The sequence below is a fragment of the Fibrobacter sp. UBA4297 genome, assembly GCF_002394865.1.
Lineage (GTDB): Bacteria > Fibrobacterota > Fibrobacteria > Fibrobacterales > Fibrobacteraceae > Fibrobacter.
In genome coordinates this window covers 1-23,529 of the sequence record NZ_DGUZ01000024.1, presented here as the reverse complement: position 1 = coordinate 23,529, position 23,529 = coordinate 1, and the positions used below count along the sequence as shown (strand labels likewise).

14 protein-coding genes are annotated in these 23,529 nt (G+C 49.6%); 2 read left to right on the top strand and 12 right to left on the bottom strand.

Annotated features, from left to right (window positions below):
* Positions 1-122: 122 nt before the first annotated feature.
* Entirely contained in the window at positions 123-1,508 is a 1,386-nt protein-coding gene (gene purF / locus B3A20_RS15000; RefSeq protein ID WP_109572770.1) for an amidophosphoribosyltransferase, read from the top strand.
* Between the two features lie 133 nt (positions 1,509-1,641).
* On the opposite strand, the gene B3A20_RS14995 is transcribed toward purF, so the two are convergent.
* The 5 genes from B3A20_RS14995 to B3A20_RS14975 form a co-directional block, all read right to left on the bottom strand.
* The gene (locus B3A20_RS14995; RefSeq protein ID WP_290766525.1) at positions 1,642-3,633 is read right to left on the bottom strand and encodes an NAD(+) synthase; all 1,992 of its coding nucleotides are present in this window, start codon (positions 3,631-3,633) and stop codon (positions 1,642-1,644) included.
* Positions 3,634-3,657: 24 nt separating this feature from the next.
* Complete coding sequence (locus B3A20_RS14990; protein ID WP_290766523.1) at positions 3,658-5,022, bottom strand: glutamate synthase subunit beta; 1,365 nt, start codon at positions 5,020-5,022, stop codon at positions 3,658-3,660.
* Between the two features lie 121 nt (positions 5,023-5,143).
* Complete coding sequence (gltB, locus tag B3A20_RS14985; protein WP_290766521.1) at positions 5,144-9,568, bottom strand: glutamate synthase large subunit; 4,425 nt, start codon at positions 9,566-9,568, stop codon at positions 5,144-5,146.
* Between the two features lie 231 nt (positions 9,569-9,799).
* On the bottom strand, positions 9,800-10,387 hold the full coding sequence (locus B3A20_RS14980; protein WP_290766518.1) for a hypothetical protein: 588 nt from the start codon (positions 10,385-10,387) through the stop codon (positions 9,800-9,802).
* Between the two features lie 107 nt (positions 10,388-10,494).
* Positions 10,495-11,292: a hypothetical protein gene (locus B3A20_RS14975; protein WP_290766515.1), complete on the bottom strand. Its 798-nt coding sequence runs from the start codon at positions 11,290-11,292 to the stop codon at positions 10,495-10,497.
* 233 nt (positions 11,293-11,525) lie between these two features.
* On the opposite strand from B3A20_RS14975, the gene B3A20_RS14970 reads away from it, so the two are divergent.
* Positions 11,526-13,646 (top strand): glutamine synthetase III, encoded by a 2,121-nt coding sequence (locus B3A20_RS14970; RefSeq protein ID WP_290766512.1) that lies wholly within the window; start codon positions 11,526-11,528, stop codon positions 13,644-13,646.
* A 176-nt stretch (positions 13,647-13,822) separates the two neighbouring features.
* Here the strand turns inward: B3A20_RS14970 and B3A20_RS14965 are convergent, their stop codons facing one another.
* The 7 genes from B3A20_RS14965 to ileS form a co-directional block, all read right to left on the bottom strand.
* Positions 13,823-15,352 (bottom strand): sigma 54-interacting transcriptional regulator, encoded by a 1,530-nt coding sequence (locus B3A20_RS14965; protein WP_290766509.1) that lies wholly within the window; start codon positions 15,350-15,352, stop codon positions 13,823-13,825.
* Between the two features lie 234 nt (positions 15,353-15,586).
* On the bottom strand, positions 15,587-16,795 hold the full coding sequence (locus B3A20_RS14960; RefSeq protein ID WP_290766507.1) for an LL-diaminopimelate aminotransferase: 1,209 nt from the start codon (positions 16,793-16,795) through the stop codon (positions 15,587-15,589).
* A 159-nt stretch (positions 16,796-16,954) separates the two neighbouring features.
* Positions 16,955-17,761: a diaminopimelate epimerase gene (dapF, locus tag B3A20_RS14955; protein WP_290766504.1), complete on the bottom strand. Its 807-nt coding sequence runs from the start codon at positions 17,759-17,761 to the stop codon at positions 16,955-16,957.
* Positions 17,762-18,029: 268 nt separating this feature from the next.
* Positions 18,030-18,509: a hypothetical protein gene (locus B3A20_RS14950; protein WP_290766501.1), complete on the bottom strand. Its 480-nt coding sequence runs from the start codon at positions 18,507-18,509 to the stop codon at positions 18,030-18,032.
* The gene (locus B3A20_RS14945) at positions 18,506-19,372 is read right to left on the bottom strand and encodes a hypothetical protein (RefSeq protein ID WP_290766498.1); all 867 of its coding nucleotides are present in this window, start codon (positions 19,370-19,372) and stop codon (positions 18,506-18,508) included. The genes B3A20_RS14950 and B3A20_RS14945 overlap by 4 nt, the downstream gene beginning before the upstream one ends.
* 435 nt (positions 19,373-19,807) lie before the next feature.
* Positions 19,808-20,332, bottom strand: a complete 525-nt coding sequence (locus B3A20_RS14940) for a hypothetical protein (protein WP_290766496.1) — start codon at positions 20,330-20,332, stop codon at positions 19,808-19,810.
* 254 nt (positions 20,333-20,586) lie between these two features.
* Positions 20,587-23,529 (bottom strand): isoleucine--tRNA ligase (gene ileS / locus B3A20_RS14935; RefSeq protein WP_290766495.1); only part of this gene is annotated, 2,943 nt, incomplete at its 5' end.

Below are 23,529 nucleotides of genomic sequence, written 5' to 3'. Positions count from 1 at the left end.
ACGGCACCCTTCAAATTTTGGCACATTTTTTGCTTCTCCAAATCGTCCGTTTCCTCGCTTGCACCCGTCCGGGTGGGCTATGACCATGAAGGTAAGGGAAACATCCATTCACAAGAGGCATTATGCTCGAAGAATTACATGAAGAATGCGGCGTTATCGGCATCTATAACGGCGATAACGTGGCACGCAACGTCGCTATGGGGCTCTACGCATTACAGCACCGCGGCCAAGAAAGCGCAGGCATTGCTGTTACAGACGGCGATAAAATACGAATTCGAAAATCAATGGGGCTCGTTTCCACGCTCTTGCGGGAACACAATATTGACGAATTGCAAGGTTTTTCTGGCATAGGCCACGTACGGTACAGCACCACGGGGGCATCCACACTCGCAAACGCGCAGCCGATTCTCGTCAGTTGTAAATGGGGACAAATCGCCGTTGCACACAACGGAAACATCACCAACGCTAACGAGCTCCGCGCCGAGATGGAAGCCGACGGACATATTTTTCAGACAACATCTGATTCCGAAATTCTCCTCCACGAAATTGCACGTACCCACGCAGATACTTTGGGCGAAGCAATCAAAAAAGCGATTACAAAATTCACAGGAAGTTTTTGCCTTGTCTTTATCAGCAAGGACACCATGTACGTTGCCCGCGATGGCTATGGATTTAGGCCACTTTCCATCGCACGTATGGGAAAATCCTGGTGCGTCGCTAGCGAAACCTGCGCATTCGACTTGCTCGGCGCCCATTACGTTCGCGACATCCAGCCTGGCGAATTCCTGACAATTTCACAAAACGGGCTTCACTCGGAACGATTCACGCAAAAAGACAGACTAGCGCACTGCATTTTTGAATACATCTACTTCAGCCGTCCCGATTCAAAGATTTTTGAACAAAGTTGCGACAAGATCCGCCGCAAGATGGGTAAGCAGCTCGCCAAGGAATGTCCTGTTGATGCGGACATCGTGATTTCCGTACCCGACAGCGCAACAACCGCTGCGCTCGGCTACGCACAAGCTAGCGGCATTCGATTTGAAATCGGCCTTTTGCGTAACCACTATGTAGGCCGCACATTTATCGACCCCACGCAAAACGTCCGCGAACAAAAAGTCAAACTAAAATTCAACCCCATCGTAGGCGTTCTTAAAAACAAGCGCGTATGCGTCGTCGAAGACTCGATCGTTCGCGGCACCACGCTTAAGATTTTGTCCAAAATGCTCCGCGATGCAGGCGCTCTCGAAGTCCACATCCGTATTGCATCACCTCCTGTAGCACATCCCTGTTTCTTCGGCATGGACTTCCCGAGCCAAGGCGAACTTGCAGCAAGCTCCATGACTCCAGACGAAATCGCCAAAATGCTCGGCGTCGAAAGCCTCGGCTACTTAAGCGTCGAAGGAATGAAGGAATGCACGGGCGAAGGCGAAAATTACTGCGCCGCCTGTTTCGACAACAACTATCCGGACTACATCGGGATTGACACGAACAAGACTCGTTGCGGCTAAAGCACAAATACAAAAAAGAATCTCTGTTGACGAATCAACCCCAGAACGAAAGTTCCGGGGTTTCATGTTACTGCAAAAAGATTTAAAGAAAAAATTGTCCGTGCAAAGTCGCAGGTTAAACGTCTTTCACTTTTTAAAGCCAGTCCGCAAAACTTGCATCGCTAGGCATGCGCCAGTCCGCACGGGGCGAAAGTGAAATCGTTCCGACCTTCGGACCATCCGGAATGCAGCTTCGCTTGAACTGTTGCGTAAAGAATCGACACACAAAGACAGAGAGCGCTTTTTCAATTTCTTCATCCGTAAACTTGCCCGCAAATGCGTACTTCGCAAGGAATAAAAGTTTTTGCGGAGTTGCACCGTACTTGGCAAAATGATAGAGGAAGAAATCGTGGATTTCGTACGCACCCAAAATGCTTTCGGTCTTCTGCGCAATTTGTCCGTTATTATCGGCAGGCAAAAGTTCCGGCGACACAGGCGTATCGAGAATGTCGTACAAGACCTTCTTCAATTCCATCGCCGTTTTAGCATCGGCACTAAACTTCAGTGAATTGTCCGCATACCAGTGTACGATATGGCGCACAAGCGTCTTGGGAATATCGCAGTTGACCGCATACATCGACATGTGATCGGCATTGTACGTGCTCCAGCCAAGCGCAATCTCGGAAAGGTCGCCCGTTCCAATCACAATTCCGCCTTCGCTATTCGCGACATCCATCAGAATCTGCGTGCGTTCGCGCGCCTGGACATTTTCGTACGTCACGTCAAGTTTTTGAGGGTCATGGCCGATATCCCTGAAATGTTGGAGGCACGCATCCTTGATGCTCACAGTCCGCAGTTCAACGCCCAAAAGTTCCGCAAGTAAAACGGCATTATTCTTTGTGCGCTTTGTCGTTCCAAATCCAGGCATTGTAAGCGACAAAATTTCTAGCGCAGGGCGTTTCAGCAACTTGAACGTTTCTGCGACAACGAGCAACGCAAGCGTCGAATCGAGGCCGCCCGAAAGTCCAATCACGGCACGCTTGGAGCGAGAAGCTTCTAGACGTTTTGCAAGACCCGCACACTGGATATTGAAAACCTCAGTGCAAGACTGGTCGCGAGATTCTAAAGAACCCGGCACAAACGGCGTCGGAGAAACAAACCGGTATTGCAATTTTTTGACGGCACGCAAGCCATTAAAACTTGATGCACGAGCCACAATTTCACGACTATCAAAATCCTGGAACGAGCCCTCACTCAAGCGCTGCATGTTCAAACGTTCAACATCAACATCCGCGTAAACGATTTCTGTTTCACGCGAGAAAGGCTTACTTTCGGCAATCAACGAACCATTTTCAGCAATCATCAAGTGACCGCTAAAAACCATATCCGTTGTCGATTCATGAACACCCGCAGACGCATACACGTAGGCAGCCATACATCTTGCCGATTGGTTCAGCACGAGGTTCCTGCGGTAATCGCGTTTACCCACGAGATCATCGCTTGCAGACAAATTTACAATTACATTTGCACCGGCAAGTGCAAGTTCACCGCTCGGCGGTACAGGCGTCCACAAGTCCTCACAAAGTTCAACGCCAACGCGGACTTCGGAACCAGCGCAACCGCTACCCGCTTGACCAGGCGCACCGCACTTTACAGTAAAGTAATTCGTCACAGGCACTTCGCCAACGCCATCGAAATAGCAACGGATGGCCCCGGCAGAGCCACAAGCAGCACCACGCAACAAGTCACGACCGCTCGAGAAATGGCGTTTCTCATAGAATTCACGCTGATTCGGCAAATGAATCTTGGGCGTCACAGCAACGAGTTTGCCATGTTGTAAGAATGCGGCACAGTTGTACAAGCGTCCAAACATTCGAAGCGGAAGCCCCACAGCAAGAACAACATCGCTATCGGCAAAAGCACCCGCGATTTTCAATAAAGCGTTAAAACTATTCTGCAACAGCTGTTCCTGATGGAACAGATCGCTACACGTGTAACCCGTAATGCACAGCTCCGGGAATACGACAAAAGCCGCCCCGTTAGAGGCAGCTTCCTTCGCACTTTTGATGATTTCCTCGGTATTGTAGGCAGTATCGGCCACCTTCAAGACCGGGGAAACGCTCGCAAATCGATAGAATCCAAACATATCTTTTTTGGTTATAAAACTCCGCTACTTAATTGTAGCAACTTTTGCCTTGGCATCGGCCATGGCGCGCACCACAAGGGATGCACCATTAGCGCAGTCACCCACCGCATAAATATGGCGAGAAGGATCCTGGATAATCGCTGTACGCGGAGTGAGCGAAAGACCCAAATCATTCACGATACCTTCGGCAGGCACACCGGTAAAGCCCATAGCAAGCACCACCAAATCCGTATCGATGACTTCGGTCGAATTCGGAACTTCAGCAGGCTTGAGCGGACGCCCCTGCGGGGACATTTCCCATTCCACGCGGACCGCTTCGACACCGGCAACGCGACCGTCTTTCACAATAAACTGCTTGGACGACACATTCCAGCGACGTTCACCACCTTCGTGCTGGGCATAACTTGTACGCAACATATACGGCCAATCCGGCCACGGAGTGGACGGAGAACGTTCCTCAGGCGGCTTCGGCATGAATTCCACTTGCAAAACGCTTTCGCAACCTTCACGAATGGCCTTACCCACGCAGTCGTTACCCGTATCGCCACCGCCAATCACAAGCACCTTGCGGCCCTTGGCGGAGAACTTTTCCGGATTCGTCTCGCCCGGCTTTTCGGCACCATGCAAGAAGTCGAGAGCAAGGAAAATGCCTTCGGCATCGCGGCCCGGGATTTTAAGGTCACGGGCATTCGGTGTACCAATTGCAAGGAACACTTCGTCAAAATTCTTGTGGATATACTCCGCAGCAATATCCTTACCGATTTCGGTGTTATAGACAAACTTGATTCCAGCAGCTTCAAGCAAAGCCACGCGGCGGTCAATCACAGACTTGTCGAGTTTCCAGTTCGGAATACCGTAGCGCAACAGGCCACCGGCCTTTTCACGCTTTTCGTAAACCGTGACAGCAAAACCCTTACGACGCAGCGCTTCGGCAGCAAAGAGCCCGGCAGGGCCAGAGCCTATCACAGCCGCCGTCTTGCCATTCGGTTCCGCTTCGGGGAGCACCACACGGCCTTCTTCAAAAGCAGTCTCGATAATGAACTTTTCAATCTGGCGGACCATCACCGGATCATTATGGACATTGCCTGTGCAAGCAGATTCGCAAAGTGCGGGGCAAACACGACCCGTAAATTCAGGGAAGAACGCGGTTTTACTGATAATGTCGTAAGCACGTTCTGCATTCCCTAAAGCAACGGCGGCATTGAATTCCGGAACAAGGTTACCAAGCGGGCAACCAGCGCCATGGCAGAACGGAATGCCGCAACTATGGCAACGGCCCGCCTGGTTTACCACTTCAATAGAAGTGAGTTTACGTTCAACTTCCTTGTTGTCCTTGACGCGCTCTTCAACAGGGCGGTAGACATCTTGTATGCGCTTAATTTGTTGCATATCAAATCTCCAATTTGAGGTAACAGGTTTTAGGTTACAGGTCTTAGGCAAAGTTTCTTGCGCTTGTGCAAACTTTTAAGGACGGCTTCGCCGTGATTATATTCCTAATACCTACCACCTATTACCTACACCCTCCCATAGCCAATGCGTTCCTGTAATCCACCGGGAATATTTTCACAAATTTCGGACGTTCGCTATTCCAGTTTTCAAGAATGCGCTTGCCCTTTTCACTGCCTGTAGCCTTCACATGCTGACCGATGATATCGAGCAATTCCTTTTCGCTATCGGTACCCGGAAGCACGCTTTCAAGGTCCACAGAATCTACGTTACAGCTCAAGTCGAAGTGACCTGTTTCGTCGTACACGTAAGCAAAGCCACCCGTCATACCGGCAGCGAAGTTCACGCCCACGCGGCCGAGCACAACCACGCGACCACCCGTCATGTATTCGCAACCATGGTCGCCAACACCTTCCGAGACGAGGAGCATACCGGAGTTACGGATACCGAAGCGTTCACCAGCAAGACCGTTGATGAAGATCTTACCAGAAGTTCCACCGTAACCGATAACGTTACCGGCAATGACGTTGTCTTCAGCCTTGAAGCTTGCATTGCTAGGCGGGCGGACGATAATCTTACCACCCGAGAGGCCCTTACCCATAAAGTCGTTTGCTTCACCTTCGAGGTCAAGCGTTACACCCGGAGCAAGGAACGCACCGAAGCTCTGACCAGCCACACCGTGCAAGTGAACCTTAATCGTATCTTCAGGGAGACCCTTCACGCCAAAGCGTTCATCAACTTCACCGGAAAGTTCCGTACCCACCGTACGGTCGGTATTGTGAACAACCGTGCAGAGTTCCACATTGGCACCGCTCTTGAGCGTATCGCTAACGAACGGCAAGAGTTCACGACGGTCAAAGTTTTCGAGTGCTTCCTTCACATAGTTCTTGTCGTAAGACTTGATGCCGCCATTGACGGTTTCAAAAATCTTCGAGAAGTCAAGGTTATGAGCCTTGTAGAAGGCGATAGCTTCATCGCGTTCGAGCAAGTCGCTACGGCCGCATGCTTCTTCGAGAGAACGCAGGCCAAGGCTTGCCAAGATTTCACGGACTTCGTCTGCAATGAAGTAGAGGAAGTTTTCAACGTATTCCGGCTTACCGGCAAAGCGCTTACGGAATTCCGGATCCTGCGTTGCAATACCCATCGGGCACTGGTTCGTGTGGCACTTTCTATCCATCACACAGCCAAGGCTAACGAGCAAGTTCGTGGCAAAGCCAAATTCTTCGGCACCGAGGAGGGCTGCCACCACCACGTCACGGCCCGTCTTGAGCTGGCCATCGACCTGGAGTTTCACGCGGCTACGCAAGTCATTGAGGACAAGCGTCTGTTCCGCTTCGGCAATACCGAGTTCCCACGGAAGACCTGCATGCTTGATAGAAGTAAGCGGAGAAGCACCCGTACCGCCATCATGGCCAGAAATGAGCACCACGTCGGCATGAGCCTTTGCGACACCGGCAGCAATCGTACCCACGCCCACTTCAGAAACGAGTTTCACAGAGACACGAGCCTTCGGGTTTGCATTGCGCAAGTCGTAAATGAGCTGAGCCAAGTCTTCGATGGAGTAAATGTCATGGTGCGGCGGCGGAGAAATCAGCGACACGTTCGGAATCGAGTGGCGTATTCGTGCCACAAATTCGTTCACCTTATGTGCCGGCAGCTGACCGCCTTCACCCGGCTTTGCACCTTGAGCCATCTTGATTTGCAAATCCTTCGCATGGCGCAAGTAGTCAATCGTCACGCCAAAGCGGCCCGAAGCAATCTGACGAATAGCGGAGCTACGGATATCGCCGTTTGCGGCAGGAGTATTGCGGTCCGGATCTTCACCACCTTCACCGCAGTTGCTCATGGCACCGATGCGGTTCATGGCAATAGCAATCGTTTCGTGGGCTTCTGGGCTCAAGGAGCCAAGGCTCATAGCGCCTGCAACAAAGTGGTGGATAATGGATTCGCGGGATTCGACTTCAGAAATATCAATCGGAGTCGTCTGCTTGAACTTGAAGAGGCCACGCAAAGTCGCCTGACGTTCAGACTGGTCGTTAATGAGCTTGCTGTAAGCCTTGAACTTTTCGTAATCGCCACCCTGCACAGCTTGGCGGAATGTAGCGAGCGACTGCGGAGTCCACAAGTGCTTTTCGCCTTCCTTGCGGAAGCTGTACTGGCCACCCGACTGCAAGACCTTGCTTGCATCGGCAAATGCGACGTTCTGGCGTTCACCCACTTCGCGGGCGATTTCTTCAAGGCCAATACCTTCGATGCGGCTAGCCGTACCCGGCAAGAACTTTTCGACTAGTTCCTTGTTCAAGCCGACAGCTTCAAAAATCTGGGCACTGCGGTAGCTACGGAGCGTTGAGATACCCATCTTCGACATAATCTTCAAGAGGCCCTTGTCCACAGCCTTTACATAGTTTGCTGCAGCCGTCACCGGATCAACATCCAAGTCGCCGCTATGGCACATGCTGGTAAGGCTCTGGAATGCAAGGTACGGGTTGATGACCGTTGCACCGTAACCGAGCAACAAAGCAAAGTGCATAACTTCGCGGACTTCACCGGACTGCACAATCAAACCGATTTCCGGACGAACACCGGCTTCGACCAAGGTGCGGTTCACGCAAGCCGTTGCCAAAAGCGAAGGCATCGGCACATAGCCCCAGTCAATGTTCTTATCCGAAAGCACGATGATATCAAAGCCGTCGTTCACAGCACGCACGGCATCACCAGCCAAATTCTGTAAAGCGGCTTCGAGCACTTCGCCGTTTCCGCCCAGCGGGAACTGCATCTTGAGCACCTTAGCCTTGAAGCTCTTATCACCGATATTTTCAAAGCGGCGGATTTCATCTTCCGTCACAATCGGGCGCGGAATCTTGATGAGATGCGCCTGTTCCGGAGTTTCTTCAAGAATGTTGCCGTGGTTACCGATGTAAGTCGTAAGGCTCATCACAAGTTCTTCACGGATCGGGTCAATCGGCGGGTTCGTCACTTGGGCGAACAGCTGCTTGAAGTAGTTGAACAGCGGCTGAGGCTTGTCCGAAAGCACGGCAAGTGCGGCATCGTTACCCATGGAGCCAATCGGTTCTGCACCGTTTTTGGCCATCGGCTTCAAGATGACAGACAAATCTTCGGCAGAATAGCCAAAGCGCTTCTGCTGCACGAGCAAGTCATCCGGAACATCAGAGGGATTGATTTCGCTAAAGAGGCCACGTACGCTCATCTTGTTTTCGGCAACCCAGCGTCGGTAAGGCTTGCTACGGGCAACCTGAGCCTTCATTTCAGCATTCTTCAAGATGCGGTGATTTTCCAAATCGAGATAAATGATTTCACCCGGTTTGAGGCGGCCCTTTTCTTCGACTTCGTCATCGCGCAAGTCAAGCACGCCCGTTTCAGAAGCCATCACGAAGAGACCGTCTTTACATAAAGTGTAACGTGCCGGACGGAGGCCGTTACGGTCGAGGATTGCACCAGCGTTAATACCATCGGAGAATGCGACAGCGGCCGGGCCATCCCACGGTTCCATGAGCATGGATTCATATTCAAAGAAGCCACGCACATCGCGGCCGAGGTAATGCTTCTGGCCCCAGGCCTGCGGCATGAGCATCATCATCGCATGCGGAAGGCTACGGCCCGCAGCGACGAGAAGTTCAAACATATTATCAAGGCTAGCCGAGTCACTCTGACCACCCGGAACGAGCGGCAAAAGCTTCTTCAAGTCATCACCGATAACAGAGCTCTTCAAATGCGGTTCACGAGCGCGCAAGCTGTTGAGGTTACCGCGCAACGTATTGATTTCGCCGTTGTGAGCGAGGTAACGGAACGGATGGGCCAAGGGCCAAGTCGGGAACGTATTCGTAGAATAACGCTGGTGGACAAGTGCAATCGGGGATTCAAAATCGAGATCGTTCAAGTCCTTGTAGAAGCCTTCAATCTGGCTTGCAAGCAAAAGGCCCTTGTACACGATGCTACGGCGGCTGCAGCTGCAGACGTAAAGACCTTTGCAAGCCTTTTCAATCAGACGGCGGACAACATACAACTTAATATCAAACGCGCCGTCGTTTTCAAAAGCAGAACCGTCAAAGAACACCTGACGAATATGCGGCAAGGTTTCGCGAGCCGTATGGCCAATCTTAGTCGGGTTTACCGGAACTTCACGGAACTGGAGAACCTTCACGCCTTCAGCTTCGGCAACTTCACGAATCTTGGCGTCAAAGGATTCCGCTTCAAGCGTATTTTCGACAAAGAACATGCCTACGCCATAGCGTGCCGGAAGCGTCGGATAAAGCTTGCGGAAGAACTTGTGCGGCATAGAAAGCAAAAGGCCAGCGCCATCACCCGTTTCCGGGTCGCCACCAGCCGCACCGCGATGCATAAGTCTTTTCAAGACCGTGATACCCTGCAACACTATCTGGTGCGAGGCAACATTATTAATATTAGCGACCAGGCCGACACCGCAGGCGTCGTGTTCGTTGGCCGGATCGTAAAGTGCTTGAGCGTTCATAAAATTCCTTATATTACATTTTTTGCTTTTTCGCCCCTCTTTGCAAAAACTGTGCCAACTATTTTATAAAATGCAAAACAGCGCTCCTTTAATTGAAAAAAGCGCCAAAAAATGTAAAAAGCCGATTTTTTCACCGAAAAACCGACTTAAACATTTACAATTTATGAAAAAGAATTTCTAAAACAACAAAAATTGTAAAACTCAATTATACCTATACAAGTATCAACGCTTCTAGAAAGAGAACTTGAGACCGGCAGCTAGCATACCCACCTGGCCCCCACCGCATTCTGCGAAAAAGGATATCGGATTGCCAAATTCAAAGCCCAGATAGGAGACGTTCATCATCAAGAAGGCGCCATCGTCCCAGAACACCACTCCGGCACCCGCATAAATATACATGCGGAAATACTTTTTATTGATAAAATTGAACTTTACTCTAGGAACAACCGAAATGACGGACTTATCTGCAACGGTCGTATAATCCACCATGAGACCGAGTTCCAGCAAACGGTAAACCTCATAACCGTAGGCAAAGGAATATGCAGTCATGTCGGGATCTCTCTTCTCATCACTAGCCGCATGAATAAAAATGTTAAGCCAGGCCGTCAAAGGCCACCAGCCGACAATGAAACTGACACTGTGGCGACGTTTCTCCCATTCTTGATGCCAAGCATCCTTGCTTTCTTTAGCCGGCTCCGGAGTAGATTCTGTCGCCACGACCGATTCCGTACTAGCATTCGCAGACACAGAAGCACCATATTCGTTCTGCGCAAAGGCAACAGAACAAACAAATAGCAAAAGGATCGCTACTTTTTTCATTTCATACCTCTCCTAATGGAACATATGATTATAAATTATTCGTCTTTTTACAAAAAAAGTTAAGAAAGACAAACACATATATTCCGATTTATAGTAATCGAGATATTTTACCACCACTGGAGATTGAAAGTCAAAGTGAGACGGTCGATGGGGTGAGCGTAATCCTTATCCCAATCCTTAATTTTATAGGTCAAATCACGACCATAACGAAATTCGACACCAAGACCGAGACGTTTTCCTGCATGCCACGCAATATAAGCACCACCACCGATTTCATCGTAAAAGACGGGGGCAGAAGAACTATTAAACATAGCACCATCTTCTGCTAAAAAAGCTTCTCGACCATTTCGGGAAATATGTTGCGTCAAACCAAAGCGAACATTACCCGAAGGCAAAGGCAATTGTTCAATAATTGTAATACCGCCACCCCATTGAAAATAAGCGTGTTCTTTTTTCTCAAGTTGCCACAAACAAATATTGCTCCAGCCCATTACACCAAAGTAGTCCGAAATAAAGCCTGCTTGTACATATGGCGTAATCCAGTCAAATCCTCCACCAATTTTAAAATTTCCCAATTGTTTTTGAACATCAAATGTTATTTGATAAGGAATTTCATCATCATTATAAGAGTAATCCTTTGGAGCTATTTTACTTTTTACACTTTTATAGGGAATGTAACGCGGATACTTTTCGGTTTGTTCCGAAGTAAAAGCCATCGCCACATTTTTCTGCAAATCGCCATCGCCTTTTTCCATAAACGCAGCAGCGGAAGGCGGATGGATTATAGAAAGACTACATCCAGATAATACCAAAGCAACAGCCAAAAACAACACATTCAATTTCATGATGGCTTGAATATAAAATCCAACAACATCCATTTCAAGCAAAAACAGACAAACTGCCAAAAACCTCAGACAACTAGTCGAAATTAGATGGTGGAGCTTAATAGGTGGAATTTTGTTGGTAGAAGCACCCTCTTTTACATATTCCGTAATTTACAAGCGATAATTTCAAAAAATGAAAACTATTGATTTTTGTAAAAATCGCAAAAGAACTTATTTTTAGCATTTTTTCGAAAAATAAGCTTTTGGCACACTTTTTGCATTTGGCAGACCGAAAATTCAAATAGGAGATTGCCATGAGCAACGAATACAGATTAAAAGCTATCAAGGAAATCGCCAGCGAAAACGTTGGCGCTAACCTCCCCGCAGCACCTGCAAACATCGACTTTTACGGCGAAGATGTTTTCAACGCCGAAGCGATGCGCACCTACCTTCCGAAAGACATTTGCAAAAAGCTCTTCGCTACTATTGATGACGGCGCACCGCTCGACCCGAGCATCGCAGGCGAAGTCGCCCACGCCATGAAGAAGTGGGCAATCGACCGCGGCGCCACCCACTTTACGCACTGGTTCCAGCCCCTTACCGGTTCCACCGCCGAAAAGCACGATTCCTTCCTTGAACCCGAAGACGGCAAAGCCATCCTCGCGTTCAGCGGCAAGAACTTGATCGTCGGCGAACCGGACGCATCTTCCTTCCCGAGCGGCGGCCTTCGCTCTACGTTTGAAGCCCGCGGCTACACCGCCTGGGATCCGACCTCTCCCGCATTCATCAAACGTCACGGCAACGGCGCCACGCTCTGCATCCCGACCGCATTCTGCAGCTACACTGGTGAAGCACTCGACAAGAAGACTCCGCTCCTCCGCTCCATTCAGGCTTTGCAGAAATCCGCTGATCGTCTCATGGGCCTCTTCGGCGTCGCTCCGCAGAAGGTCACCGTCACGCTCGGTGCCGAACAGGAATACTTCCTCGTCGACAAGCGTTTCTACCTCCAGCGCCCGGACCTCTACCAGGCTGGCCGCACCTTGTTCGGTGCCGCTCCGGCTAAGCACCAGCAGATGGAAGACCACTACTTCGGTAGCATTCCATCCCGCATTTTGAATTTCATGAACGATGTGGAAAAGGAACTCTGGAAGCTCGGCATTCCGGCAAAGACCCGCCACAACGAAGTCGCTCCGGCCCAGTTCGAACTTGCCCCGATGTTCGAAGAAGTGAACCTTGCTTGCGACCACAACATGCAAATTATGGAAGTCCTCCGTCAGGTCGCCGACCGTCATGGCCTCGTGTGCCTGCTGCACGAAAAGCCGTTCGCAGGCATCAACGGTTCCGGCAAGCACAACAACTGGTCCGTGAACTACGGCAAGACAAACCTCTTGAACCCAGGTAAGGACCCGCACCAGAACGCCATCTTCCTCACCACGCTCTGCGCTGTGATTTACGCCGTCGATACTCACGCTGACCTGCTCCGTATGGCTGTTGCAAGCGCTGGTAACGACCACCGCCTTGGCGCAAACGAAGCTCCTCCGGCAATCATCTCCATGTACCTCGGCGACCAGCTTGCTGACGTCGTCGACCAGCTCGAAAAAGGCGATCCGAAGTCCAGCAAGCAGGCTGGCGCACTCAAGCTCGGTTCCGACACTCTCCCGCCGCTCCCGCGCGACGCTACGGACCGCAACCGTACTTCTCCGTTCGCATTCACTGGCAACAAGTTCGAATTCCGCGCACCGGGCTCCAGCCAGAGCTGCTCTGAACCGAACGTCATCCTCAACACGATCGTCGCCGAAGCATTCGACATCATCGCAGACAAGCTCGCCAACGTTCCTGCAGAAAAGTTCCACGAAGAACTCCAGAACCTCTTGCAGAAGATCGTCAAGGAACACAAGCGCGTTATCTTCAACGGCAACGGTTACACGGACGAATGGGTCGAAGAAGCTGCAAAGCGCGGCCTCCCGAACACCCGCACCACCATGGAAGCCCTCCAGGCACTCAACAAGAAAGAAAACGTTGCCCTCTTCGAAAAGTACGGCGTGTTCAACAAGCGCGAACTCGATTCCCGCTACGAAGTCAACATGGAAGACTACCACAAGAAGATTCACATCGAAGGCGAAATCGCTCGCGACATGGCCAAGGACATCATTCTCCCGCAGGCTATCGAAGCTTACTCCGCCGCTCTCAAGGCTAACGAAATGGCTCTGAACCAGGGCTTCCCGGCTCTCGATTCTTACGCCAAGCCGCTTGGTGAAGGCATCAAGAAGTTGCTCTCCGCTATCGAAGTGATGGAAAAGGCACTCGCCGGGAAGCACGAAGATATCTTGAACGGTATGCTCGACCTCCGCTTGGTTGTGGACTCTCTCGAAAAGATTGTTCCGGACGAAAAGTGGCCGCTTCCGAAATATCGTGAGATGTTGTTCATTTACTAGCCGCCGTTGAAATGCGCGGCACTCGTAAAACGATTTAAGCACATCAAAACCGAAGACAAGTCACTCGCCATTGGCGAGTGACTTTTTTGCATCCAGCCAACACAATTTTCCGAGGAAACAAAAAAAAGTTGTACGCCATAAAACGTACAACCTTTTTATCTATAAAACAACTAGCGCTATCGTCCGGATTTAATCCCGAGCTTATTCATGCGGTAATTCATCATACGCGGAGAGACGCCCAAATCGCGCCCTGCCGCAGAGATGTTTCCATCATTGCGCTTAATCGCTTCAGTAATGATTTCACGTTCGTAATTTTCCATCATCACTTCAAGAGGCGCAATCTTGTCGTTCGGGGCACCACCCACAGAGCCAACGCTCAGGCTGGTCTGGAGTGAAGGCGGCAAGTTATAGCTATGGATGCAATCATCAGTAGCCGTAAGCACCGCACGTTCAATGCAGTTTTCCAGTTCACGCACGTTGCCCGGCCAGTGATAGCTCATAAGCAAATTAATTGCCGTCGTCGAAAGTCGAGCCACCTTCTTGCCATAACGCAAATTCATCTTTTCGATAAAGTGTTCCGCAAGCAAGATGATATCGGACTTACGCTTTGCCAAATCCGGCATCGTGATCGGGAAAATATTCAGACGGTAGAAAAGGTCTTCGCGGAACTTGCCCTGTGCAATGAGCTCTTCAAGATTACGGCTCGTCGCCGCCAAGAAGCGCACATCAGAATGGAGTTCTTCGTTGCTACCGACACGGCTAAAGGTACGTTCCTGCAAAAAGCGCAAGAGCTTCACCTGAGTCTGCATCGTCAAATCGCCAACTTCATCCAAGAAGAGCGTACCCCCATCAGCCGCTTCGGCACGGCCAACACGACGGTTCAAAGCCCCCGTAAAGGCGCCCTTTTCATGGCCGAAAAGTTCACTTTCAACAAGATTTTCTGGGAGCGCAGCGCAGTTCAGCGTAATGAACGGCTTATCCTTTCTCGCAGACAAGTTCACAATCGCACGGGCAATCATTTCCTTACCCGTACCGCTACCGCCGCGAATCAAGACCGTAGCATCGCTCGGCGCCACTTGGCGCACTTGTTCGTAAACCTGACGCATCTCGCGGCAATTGCCTACCAGTTCACCCGGATTATTCGAAAGCATATCGCGAAGCTTGCGGTTTTCTTCGAGCATCGCTTCGCGTTCACCGTGAAGTTCAATGCATTCATTCGCCGCATCACCCGTGATATTTGCAATAATTTCGAGCAACGCCACATCGCGATCCAAATCCGTCGAGCCGTCCACCGGGCGGTCAATCGAAAGCGTTCCAATAACTTGTCCGTCATGAATCAGCGGCACGCAAATAAACGCCACCTGAGATTCATAATGGCGGCTACCCGTACGATTCAAGAACCTGGAATCCTTGCGCAAGTCCGGAATCACATGGCTCAAGCCACGTTCGGCCACGTGCCCCGTAATGCCTTCACCCATATGGTAAAAGCCACGCTGTTTTTCGGATTCGTCAAGCCCGCGCGAAGCCTCGATTTTCAGCGTATCGCCAAAGAGCAACGCAAAAGTTCCGCGCAGCATTCCAAGTTCAGTTTCCAAAATGCCAAGCACATTCTCGAGCAACTTTTCAACATCGCGCTCGTGAATAATCGCAACGCTAATCTTCTGGATGACCGAAATTTCAGGACCGATAGAAGAGGGCATGGACATAAGATAGTAATTAGAATTCGCGCCTTCGGCGCAGTTACTAGTTAATAGTTATCAGTTACTAGAAATTTTTTAAGACCTAGTAACTAGCAGTTTAGAACTTAGCTGGCAGAACTTAGTTGGCAGAGCTTAGAATTGCTTAAAGATAATAGAGAGTGTTCTAAGTTCTAAGTTCTAAGTTCTAAGTTCTAAGTTCTAAGTTCTAAGTTCTAAGTTCTAAGCTCTAAGTTCTAAGCTCTAAAGTTTCTCTCTGATTCTTCTCAGCGCTTCGCAGGTGCGTTCGTAGTCGCCGAAGGCCGTCAAGCGGAAATACCCTTCGCCACACGGGCCAAAGCCACTTCCCGGCGTCCCCACAACTTCGCACGTAGCAAGCAGTCGGTCAAAGAAGTCGAACGATTTTTCACCATCCGGAATCTTCCACCAAATGTACGGAGCATGTTCACCACCGAACACTGTGTAACCTGCTGCAGTCAGTTCCTTGCGGATAACGCCAGCCGTGCGCATGTAACCGGCAATGACTTCCTTTGTCTGCTGCCAGCCCACCGGCGAATAAATCGCTTCGGCTGCACGTTGCGTTACATAGCTCACGCCATTGAACTTGGTGCATTGGCGACGGTTCCACATCGCATGGAGTTTCGAAAGTTCATGCGGAATGACCGTATAAGCGCAACGCACGCCCGTAAAGCCTGCCGTCTTACTAAAGCTGCGGAATTCAATAGCGCAAGTACGGGCACCCGGAATTTCAAAAATCGAATGCGGGAGCGTTTCGTCCTGAATGTAGCAGTTGTAGGCGCCATCGAACAAAATCAAGGCCCCATTTTCGTTTGCGTAGTTGACAAACTTCTGGAGTGTTTCACGGCTAAGCACCGTACCCGTCGGGTTGTTCGGGCTGCAAAGGTAAATCAGCTGCACCGGGTTCTTCGGCAAGTCCGGCTGGAAATCGTTTTCCGCCGTCGAAGCAAGGTAAGTCACTTCCGAGAAATGACCGTCCGCCTGGAGCACGCCCGTGCGTCCCGCCATCACGTTCGAATCCAAATAAACCGGATAAACCGGGTCCGGAATTGCAATCTTTACATTTTCTGAAAAAAGCTCCTGAATGTTTGCCACATCGCACTTGGAACCATCGCTCACAAAAATATCGTTCGGGTCCATCTCAATGCCGCGGGCCGTATATTCGCCACGAACAATCGCCTCGCGCACAAAATCATAGCCCTGCTCCGGGCCGTAACCGCGGAAAGTCCCCTTCACCGCCATTTCGTCTACAGCCGCATGCATGGCCTTGATGACCTCGGGAATAAGCGGAGTCGTCACATCGCCAATGCCAAGACGGATGATATCCGCATTTGCATGCGAGCTCTGATATTCCTTGATTTTCTGGGCAATGGTCGAGAACAAGTAAGAGCCAGGAAGGCGATCGTAATTGGTGTTAATGTAAGATTCGTTCATAATTTTTTTAGGTATTAGGTGTTAATTTTTAGGGATGTCATCCTGAGCGGAGTCGAAGGATCCTGGGTGGGGAAAGCCTTCCCCTCGCTTCTGCCGGAACGGCATCCGCTACCCTTTCTAGCGGGCTTCAATCGCCAGCCCGCAACGCCCGGCTCATTGCTAAACGCAGATATCTCCTTTGAAAACTTCTTCCGCAGGGCCAGTCATCAAGACAGGGCCACCGTCTTCGTGCTTGATGTGCAAAACGCCACCATCAAGAACAACATCTGCTTCGACGCCCACTCGGCCTGTACGCTGGGCCGCCACGAGAGTTGCACAGCTACCAGTTCCGCAAGCCATTGTCACACCGCAGCCGCGTTCCCAAACACGCATACGGATCTTGCCGGGAGCAATTACCTGTGCAAATTCAATGTTGCAACGGTCAGGGAACTGCCTATCGACCTCGAGAATACTTCCCCATTTTTCAAGTTGGATCTTTTCGATATCATCAACAAAAATGACCGCATGCGGATTGCCCATAGAGACCGTCTCGGCCGTAAAATCATAGCAGTCAGCCGTAAGCTTAATCGAGCCAAGGAACGTCCTCGGAAGCCCCATGTCAACACACACGCGCCCATCGTCCAAAAGCGTCGGGCGCACAAGCCCGCTCTTCGTATGCAAATTGAAAACCTTGGTAGCAGCATCTTTTGCAAGACCGCGAGTCTGAATGTACTTCGCGACACAGCGCGTCGCATTCCCGCACATCGCCGCCTCGGAACCATCGGCATTAAAGATGCGCATTTCAAAATCCACGCCGTTATTGTTTTCCAACGGTGTCACAGCGACCACGCCATCGGCACCAATGCCGAAACGGCGGTCGCAAAGTTTAATGATACGCTGTTCAAATCCGCTGCCAAAATCCAGCGACTCACCCGGTTCCAGGAGCACGAAATCGTTACCTAACCCGGTCCATTTTGAAAAATTCATAAGCACAATCCATTGAAGGCGGTTAATTTATCGCCCCCAATATGCAAAGACCGTGCCAATTTTACAGAAATTGTTAAAAACCGCGAAATTCGTCTAAAAACGGCAATTTTAAGGAATTATTCTGTATTTTACAAAAAACCAAGCTTTACAAAATATGTAAAGCTAAACATTCAATTTTACATTTATCGTAAAATATTACACGAATAGCCCGTAACATTTTAGGTCCGTTTTCAAAATATTGAAAAACAAAAAAACTTTTTCAGCCCCATTAACGATAGACATTGCTTAACGGCTGATCCCAAGGATAATTTTCAACGGAAGAATCGGGCGTTTCTACAGGAATCACAAACTCGCTAGGGAATTTTCCAAAATCAATACAAATCAAAAACACTGGAAACACAAAAGCAAATATGAAACTTAACGATCTATTCCCAGCTTCAAGCTCTTCCCTTTCCTCTTTCTTCGTTTTCCCCGTAAACCAATCGCGTTCATCATCACGACTGTGGTCAATATCTTGCTTTTGGCGATGTACATAAGCGGCACCATAAACAACATTATCTTTTTTCGCTTCTAAATACATTTCACTTTCGACCGTACTTTCAATAGTGCAAGCATCGCTTGCCGAACACACCAATTCACCGTTCCTATAAATAGAATAATCCCCAGCCCCATCCGAAACGCGAACGCGGACATAAGAAGAGCAACCAACAAACCACAACATCAAAAACAATAGACTAATCTTTCTCATACACCAAACTTCACCATAACAGAAAAACCATGAACAATACTTTTCGAGCCATCAAGAATATCCTTCTGTTTATAAAGTTCCCTAAAATACCGAGACTCAAGCATAATGTGGATTTCATTTTTCATTTTCATCGAAAGTCCCATTTCTAAAAAATAACCCGGAGTATGCCCCGTTTCGCTAAAGGGCTCTTTGACCTTTACGCCATACATTTTTTCGACTTCCTTTTCTATTTCCGTTGAAAAAATTGCGTAATTCATACCCGCTCCTAAATAGGGAACTACAAAACGATGACCAAACATATACGCTACAGAAAATGAAATACCCATCATGGAACCTCGCACACCTTTAGGCTTTGATCCTAAATAAGCAATGTCCAAATCCATCGCCAACTTGAAGGATTCCACATTAAACTGTATAAAAGGTTCATAATTGTAATCCACAAAACGATTCAAAGAAATCAAGCCCATGGCACCAAAACCAAATCCGCAAATAAATTCATTTTCCCACGCATTCATTTTACGAACAACACGTTTTACAATAGGAACAAACCCCTCAGGCGAATAAGCTATGTGACCATAAGACCAAAGGATTTCGCCACTGTCGTTCATCTTTTCAAAAACAACAGCAACTCCTTTTTCTTTTAAGATTAACTTTATTTGCAATAAAAAATCGCAATCAGATTTATTGGAGACAATTTCATCGCCTTCATTTTCGATATATTCTTTTGTCAAATGGAATATGGTCTTGGCATAATCTTCATGAACACCTTCAAATTGCACCGGCAAAATATAATACGAAGTTTTGGCCCACAAAAAAGAAGTAAACGAAACAAGAACCAACAAAAAAACATGAATAAAATTCATAATACACATCAACTCGTAATCAATTTATCTTAATATAGATAAAATGCATTCCAGGGAAAATATCAAATTCCCTCTTTTTTCTTAGAACAACTCTTTTAATTACGGGTCAAATATTCCAAACCTCGGGAAGGATAGCGAGAACAGAAAACTCACATATGGGTTCTTTTTTTTCGAAAAAAAATAACCAACTTCAACATTCAATATCCATATCAACGCGTCATCTGGCGTCCACAGACCTTCTGCCACCAATTTCAAACCCAATTGGCATCGGTATATAATCTGTAGCTTTTGTCTTGGGCGTGTAAACTGAGTCCGCTTCTGCCATGGAATAACCCGGCAAGAGCAAGGCTAAAAGAAGAACGAGAGTACGAATAAACTTCATTATGTTATGAATATAAAAAAGGATGCTCCGTGTTTTGGCTTCCTGTGTAGAAATCACGTCCCGCTTAACAACATCAAAAGAGAAAACATATCAAATACTACCGTAAAGTAAAACCTTTGGGAATTAATCAAATAGCCAACTTCATAATTTGCCAAAAACAATCCTGGAAGTCCTCCAACACGAGCTGACATTCCGTATTCAAATCCTGTTTCTGTTTCCCATCCTACTTCTGGGCCCACTACAGCAGTGAATGCAATCAATTTGAACATATACCGTATGCTTGGTTGAAAAAGAAATCCATATTGATGATTGTCGTAATCATAAATCATCCGAATACGATTAGTCCATGTTAGTGCATGTCTTGGCTCAAAAAAATTTTGTAAAGAATCGGATTTTGGCGTTTCATAGAGTGTTGCACAAGAGCCTAAAACAAATTCCAATGAAGTTGAAAATAGTCTTGGTCCACCCCCAATCGAAAAGTCTATTGGATATGGATAAAGACTAAACCCTTCCTCAGCCATCGAAATACCCGGCAAAAGCAAAGCTAAAGCAAAAATCAGATTCCTAACAAACTTCATGGTGTTATGAATATACAAAAAAACGTGCAAGGTTACGAAGCAGCGAAACATTCATGTTTCGATATTTCGGAACCGCAGCCGTCTTGCGTATAACGCAATATCCCCGGAATTTGAATTCCGGGGATAAATGTTTTGGGTCTGGATCCTTCGCCCCTTCGGGGCTCAGGATGCCAATTGCGCGACTCTAGCCTTATTACGCCTTTACAGTCGTGAAGTTGAACGCTTCCCCGTCAGCATCGTTGGCTTAGAGACAGTTATCTTACAGCTTCAACGAAGACCTTTTCGCCATCTGCATCAGATTCCTGCAAGCCAGCAGCAGAATCCTTCCACACGATAGCGTTAGCTTGGGTCTCGCCCTTGATGTAAGATTCGTTTTCCTTTACAGCCTGTTTCAGCACTTCGCTTTCAGAATAAAGTTCAATGCTGATACGGTCAGAGATTGCAAAGTTCTGATCCTTTCTTCTGTTCTGGATGCGGTTCACAAGTTCGCGGGCCACGCAGGCGCGGCGGAGTTCGTCCGTGATCTTCAGGTCCAGAGCCACGGTGAAGTGCTGGTTGGCTTCCACGGCCATGCCATCGGCCACGATGCGGTTGAGCATCAGGCAGTCTGCACCGACTTCGCCGAAGTCGAACTTGATGGTTTCGCCATTCTGCAGAGCCTTGATTTCGTCAACGCTCAGCGAATTCAGCTTGGCAGAAATCACCTTCATGTTCTTCGCGTAATCCGGGCCCTTCGCCTTGATGGCAAGGAAGTTCGGCTTGGCGGAGAGCTTCACGAGTTTCGTCTCATCTTCCAAGAACTTCATTTCGCGAACGTTGAGTTCTTCGAGGATCAAGTCCTTCATCGTTTCAGCAACGTTCTTCTCTTCAGTGCCGTGAGCGACCACCGTCATGCTGGCAATCGGCATACGGTTCTTTACGTTGTTCGTTGCACGAATCACGCGGCCCATTTCAACCATGCCACGCACCATGGCGATGCGTTCCACGAGCTTTTCGTCCATGAGGGACTTGTCGGCGCTCGGGAATTCGCAGAGGTGTACGCTCACCGGAGCGTTGGCATCGACTTCGCGAACGAGAATCTGGTAGATTTCTTCGGCGAGGAGCGGGAGGAACGGAGCGAGAATCTTGGAGAAGTCCACCAGCACCTTGTACATGGTGGCGTAGGCGGCGTTCTTGTCGCCATCGTTTTCGGACTTCCAGAAGCGGCGACGGCTGCGGCGCACGTACCAGTTCGTGAGGTCATCAACTGCGGCAATCACAGCAGGCACAACGTTGTACAGGCGGTAAGCCTTCATTTCCACTTCAACCTTGGCAGCGAGATCCTGCAATGTTGCAAGCATCCAGCGGTCAAGTTCGTTATCGCTCTTGACTTCCTGACCGGGTTTCCACGTGAGCTGGCCCTTGGCGGCGTCGGCGTTGTGGTTCGAGACAAAGAATGCAACGGCGTTCCAGAGCGGCAACATCACCTGCTTCACGATGCCCTTCACGCCTTCTTCGCTGAAGCGCAGGTCTTCGGCCTTCAAAGCGGCGGAGTTAATCATGAACAAGCGAATAGCGTCGGCACCCGTGCGTTCAATAAGGTCGTTCGGGTCCGGGTAGTTGCGCTTGGACTTACTCATCTTGGAACCGTCTTCGGCCAAGATAATACCGTTCACAATAACGTTCTTGAAAGCCGGCTTCTGGAACAAAGCGTTAGAAAGCACGGTCAGCGTGTAGAACCAACCACGAGTCTGGTCAAGGCCTTCGGCGATGAAGTCAGCCGGGAAGCTGCGTTCCACGAGTTCCTTGTTTTCGAACGGGTAATGGCGGCTAGCATACGGCATAGAACCGGATTCGAACCAGCAGTCGAAAACTTCAGGCGTACGGCGGTAAACCTTACCGTTCTTTTCAATGGTAAGCTTGTCCACAAAATGCTTGTGCAAGTCATCGAGCTTCACGCCGGTGAGCTGCTGGAGTTCTTCGATGGAACCCACGGCAATCATGTCGCCGTCGTCGCTGAGCCACACCGGAATCGGCGTACCCCAGAAGCGGTTACGGGAAAGGTTCCAGTCGCGGGCGCCTTCGAGCCACTTGCCGAAGCGTCCGTTTTTGATGTGGTCCGGCACCCAGTTCACGGTCTGGTTGTTTTCGACCATCCATTCCTTCAAAGTCTTGGTCACGCCGTCCTTGCTCGTGACAGGCGCATCAATCTTCAGGAACCACGTCTTGAGGGCACGGTAAATCAGAGGAACGCCGGTACGCCAGCAGTGCGGGTAGCTGTGGACAATCACGTCCTGCTTGAACACGCGGCCCTGTTCCTTGAAATAGCGGATAATTTCCTTGTCGGCTTCTTTTGCGCCGAGGCCCTTCCACATCGGGACCTTGTCGGTGAACTTGCCTTCGGTATCGAGCGGGTCGAAAAGGCCGAGGTCGAGTTCAGCGCCCTTCTGGAAGTCTTCTTCACCAAAGGAAGGAGCGGTATGCACGGCGCCAGTACCGTCTTCGGTACTCACGTAGTCGGCGGGGTAAATCTTGTAGTGGCGGGACAGCTGGTCCGGCGTCACGAACGCATCGGAAATGCGGGAAAGCGGCTCGTAGTCCTTGCCCACGAGTTCGGAACCCTTGCAGGTATCCACGATGTTCGTGTTCTTGAAGTAGGCAGCGGTACGGCTTGCGGCAATCCAGTACTTCTTGCCATCCTGTTCCACAAGGTTGTAGTCCATATCCGGGCCAACAACAATGCAGAAGTTGGAATAAAGTGTCCACGGGGTCGTCGTCCACACGAGGATGCTCGTGTCCTTGAACTTGGCTTCGTCCGTGTTGAGCGGGAAGATGAGCGTGAGAGACGGGTCCTGACGGTCCTTATAGCCCTGGTTCGTTTCGAAGTTCGAAAGCGGAGTGGCAAGCGCCGGGCTGTACGGCTGGATGCGGTAGCCCTGGTAGATGAGGCCCTTGTCGAAGCACTGCTTGAACACCCACCACACAGATTCCATGAAGTTCTTGTCCATGGTCTTGTAGCCCTTGTCGAAGTCCACCCAGCGGCCCATGCGGCGCACCGTCTTCTTCCATTCGCTGGTGTACTTGAGCACCTTGCCGCGGCAGGTTTCGTTGAACTTATCGACACCGAGCTTCTGAATTTCGGCAACGCCCGCGAGACCGAGTTCGTTCTGCACGAGAGATTCAATCGGAAGGCCGTGGCAGTCCCAACCGAAACCGCG

What these genes read in the sequence shown, in the direction of transcription:
- dapF (WP_290766504.1), bottom strand. Translation starts at nt 17,761, where the DNA reads ATGAATTTTTCAAAATGGACCGGGTTAGGTAACGATTTCGTGCTCCTG.
- B3A20_RS14990 (WP_290766523.1), bottom strand. Translation starts at nt 5,022, where the DNA reads ATGCAACAAATTAAGCGCATACAAGATGTCTACCGCCCTGTTGAAGAG.
- B3A20_RS14980 (WP_290766518.1), bottom strand. Translation starts at nt 10,387, where the DNA reads ATGAAAAAAGTAGCGATCCTTTTGCTATTTGTTTGTTCTGTTGCCTTT.
- B3A20_RS14965 (WP_290766509.1), bottom strand. Translation starts at nt 15,352, where the DNA reads ATGTCCATGCCCTCTTCTATCGGTCCTGAAATTTCGGTCATCCAGAAG.
- gltB (WP_290766521.1), bottom strand. Translation starts at nt 9,568, where the DNA reads ATGAACGCTCAAGCACTTTACGATCCGGCCAACGAACACGACGCCTGC.
- B3A20_RS14970 (WP_290766512.1), top strand. Translation starts at nt 11,526, where the DNA reads ATGAGCAACGAATACAGATTAAAAGCTATCAAGGAAATCGCCAGCGAA.
- B3A20_RS14960 (WP_290766507.1), bottom strand. Translation starts at nt 16,795, where the DNA reads ATGAACGAATCTTACATTAACACCAATTACGATCGCCTTCCTGGCTCT.
- B3A20_RS14945 (WP_290766498.1), bottom strand. Translation starts at nt 19,372, where the DNA reads ATGAATTTTATTCATGTTTTTTTGTTGGTTCTTGTTTCGTTTACTTCT.
- B3A20_RS14950 (WP_290766501.1), bottom strand. Translation starts at nt 18,509, where the DNA reads ATGAGAAAGATTAGTCTATTGTTTTTGATGTTGTGGTTTGTTGGTTGC.
- B3A20_RS14940 (WP_290766496.1), bottom strand. Translation starts at nt 20,332, where the DNA reads ATGAAGTTTGTTAGGAATCTGATTTTTGCTTTAGCTTTGCTTTTGCCG.
- purF (WP_109572770.1), top strand. Translation starts at nt 123, where the DNA reads ATGCTCGAAGAATTACATGAAGAATGCGGCGTTATCGGCATCTATAAC.
- B3A20_RS14995 (WP_290766525.1), bottom strand. Translation starts at nt 3,633, where the DNA reads ATGTTTGGATTCTATCGATTTGCGAGCGTTTCCCCGGTCTTGAAGGTG.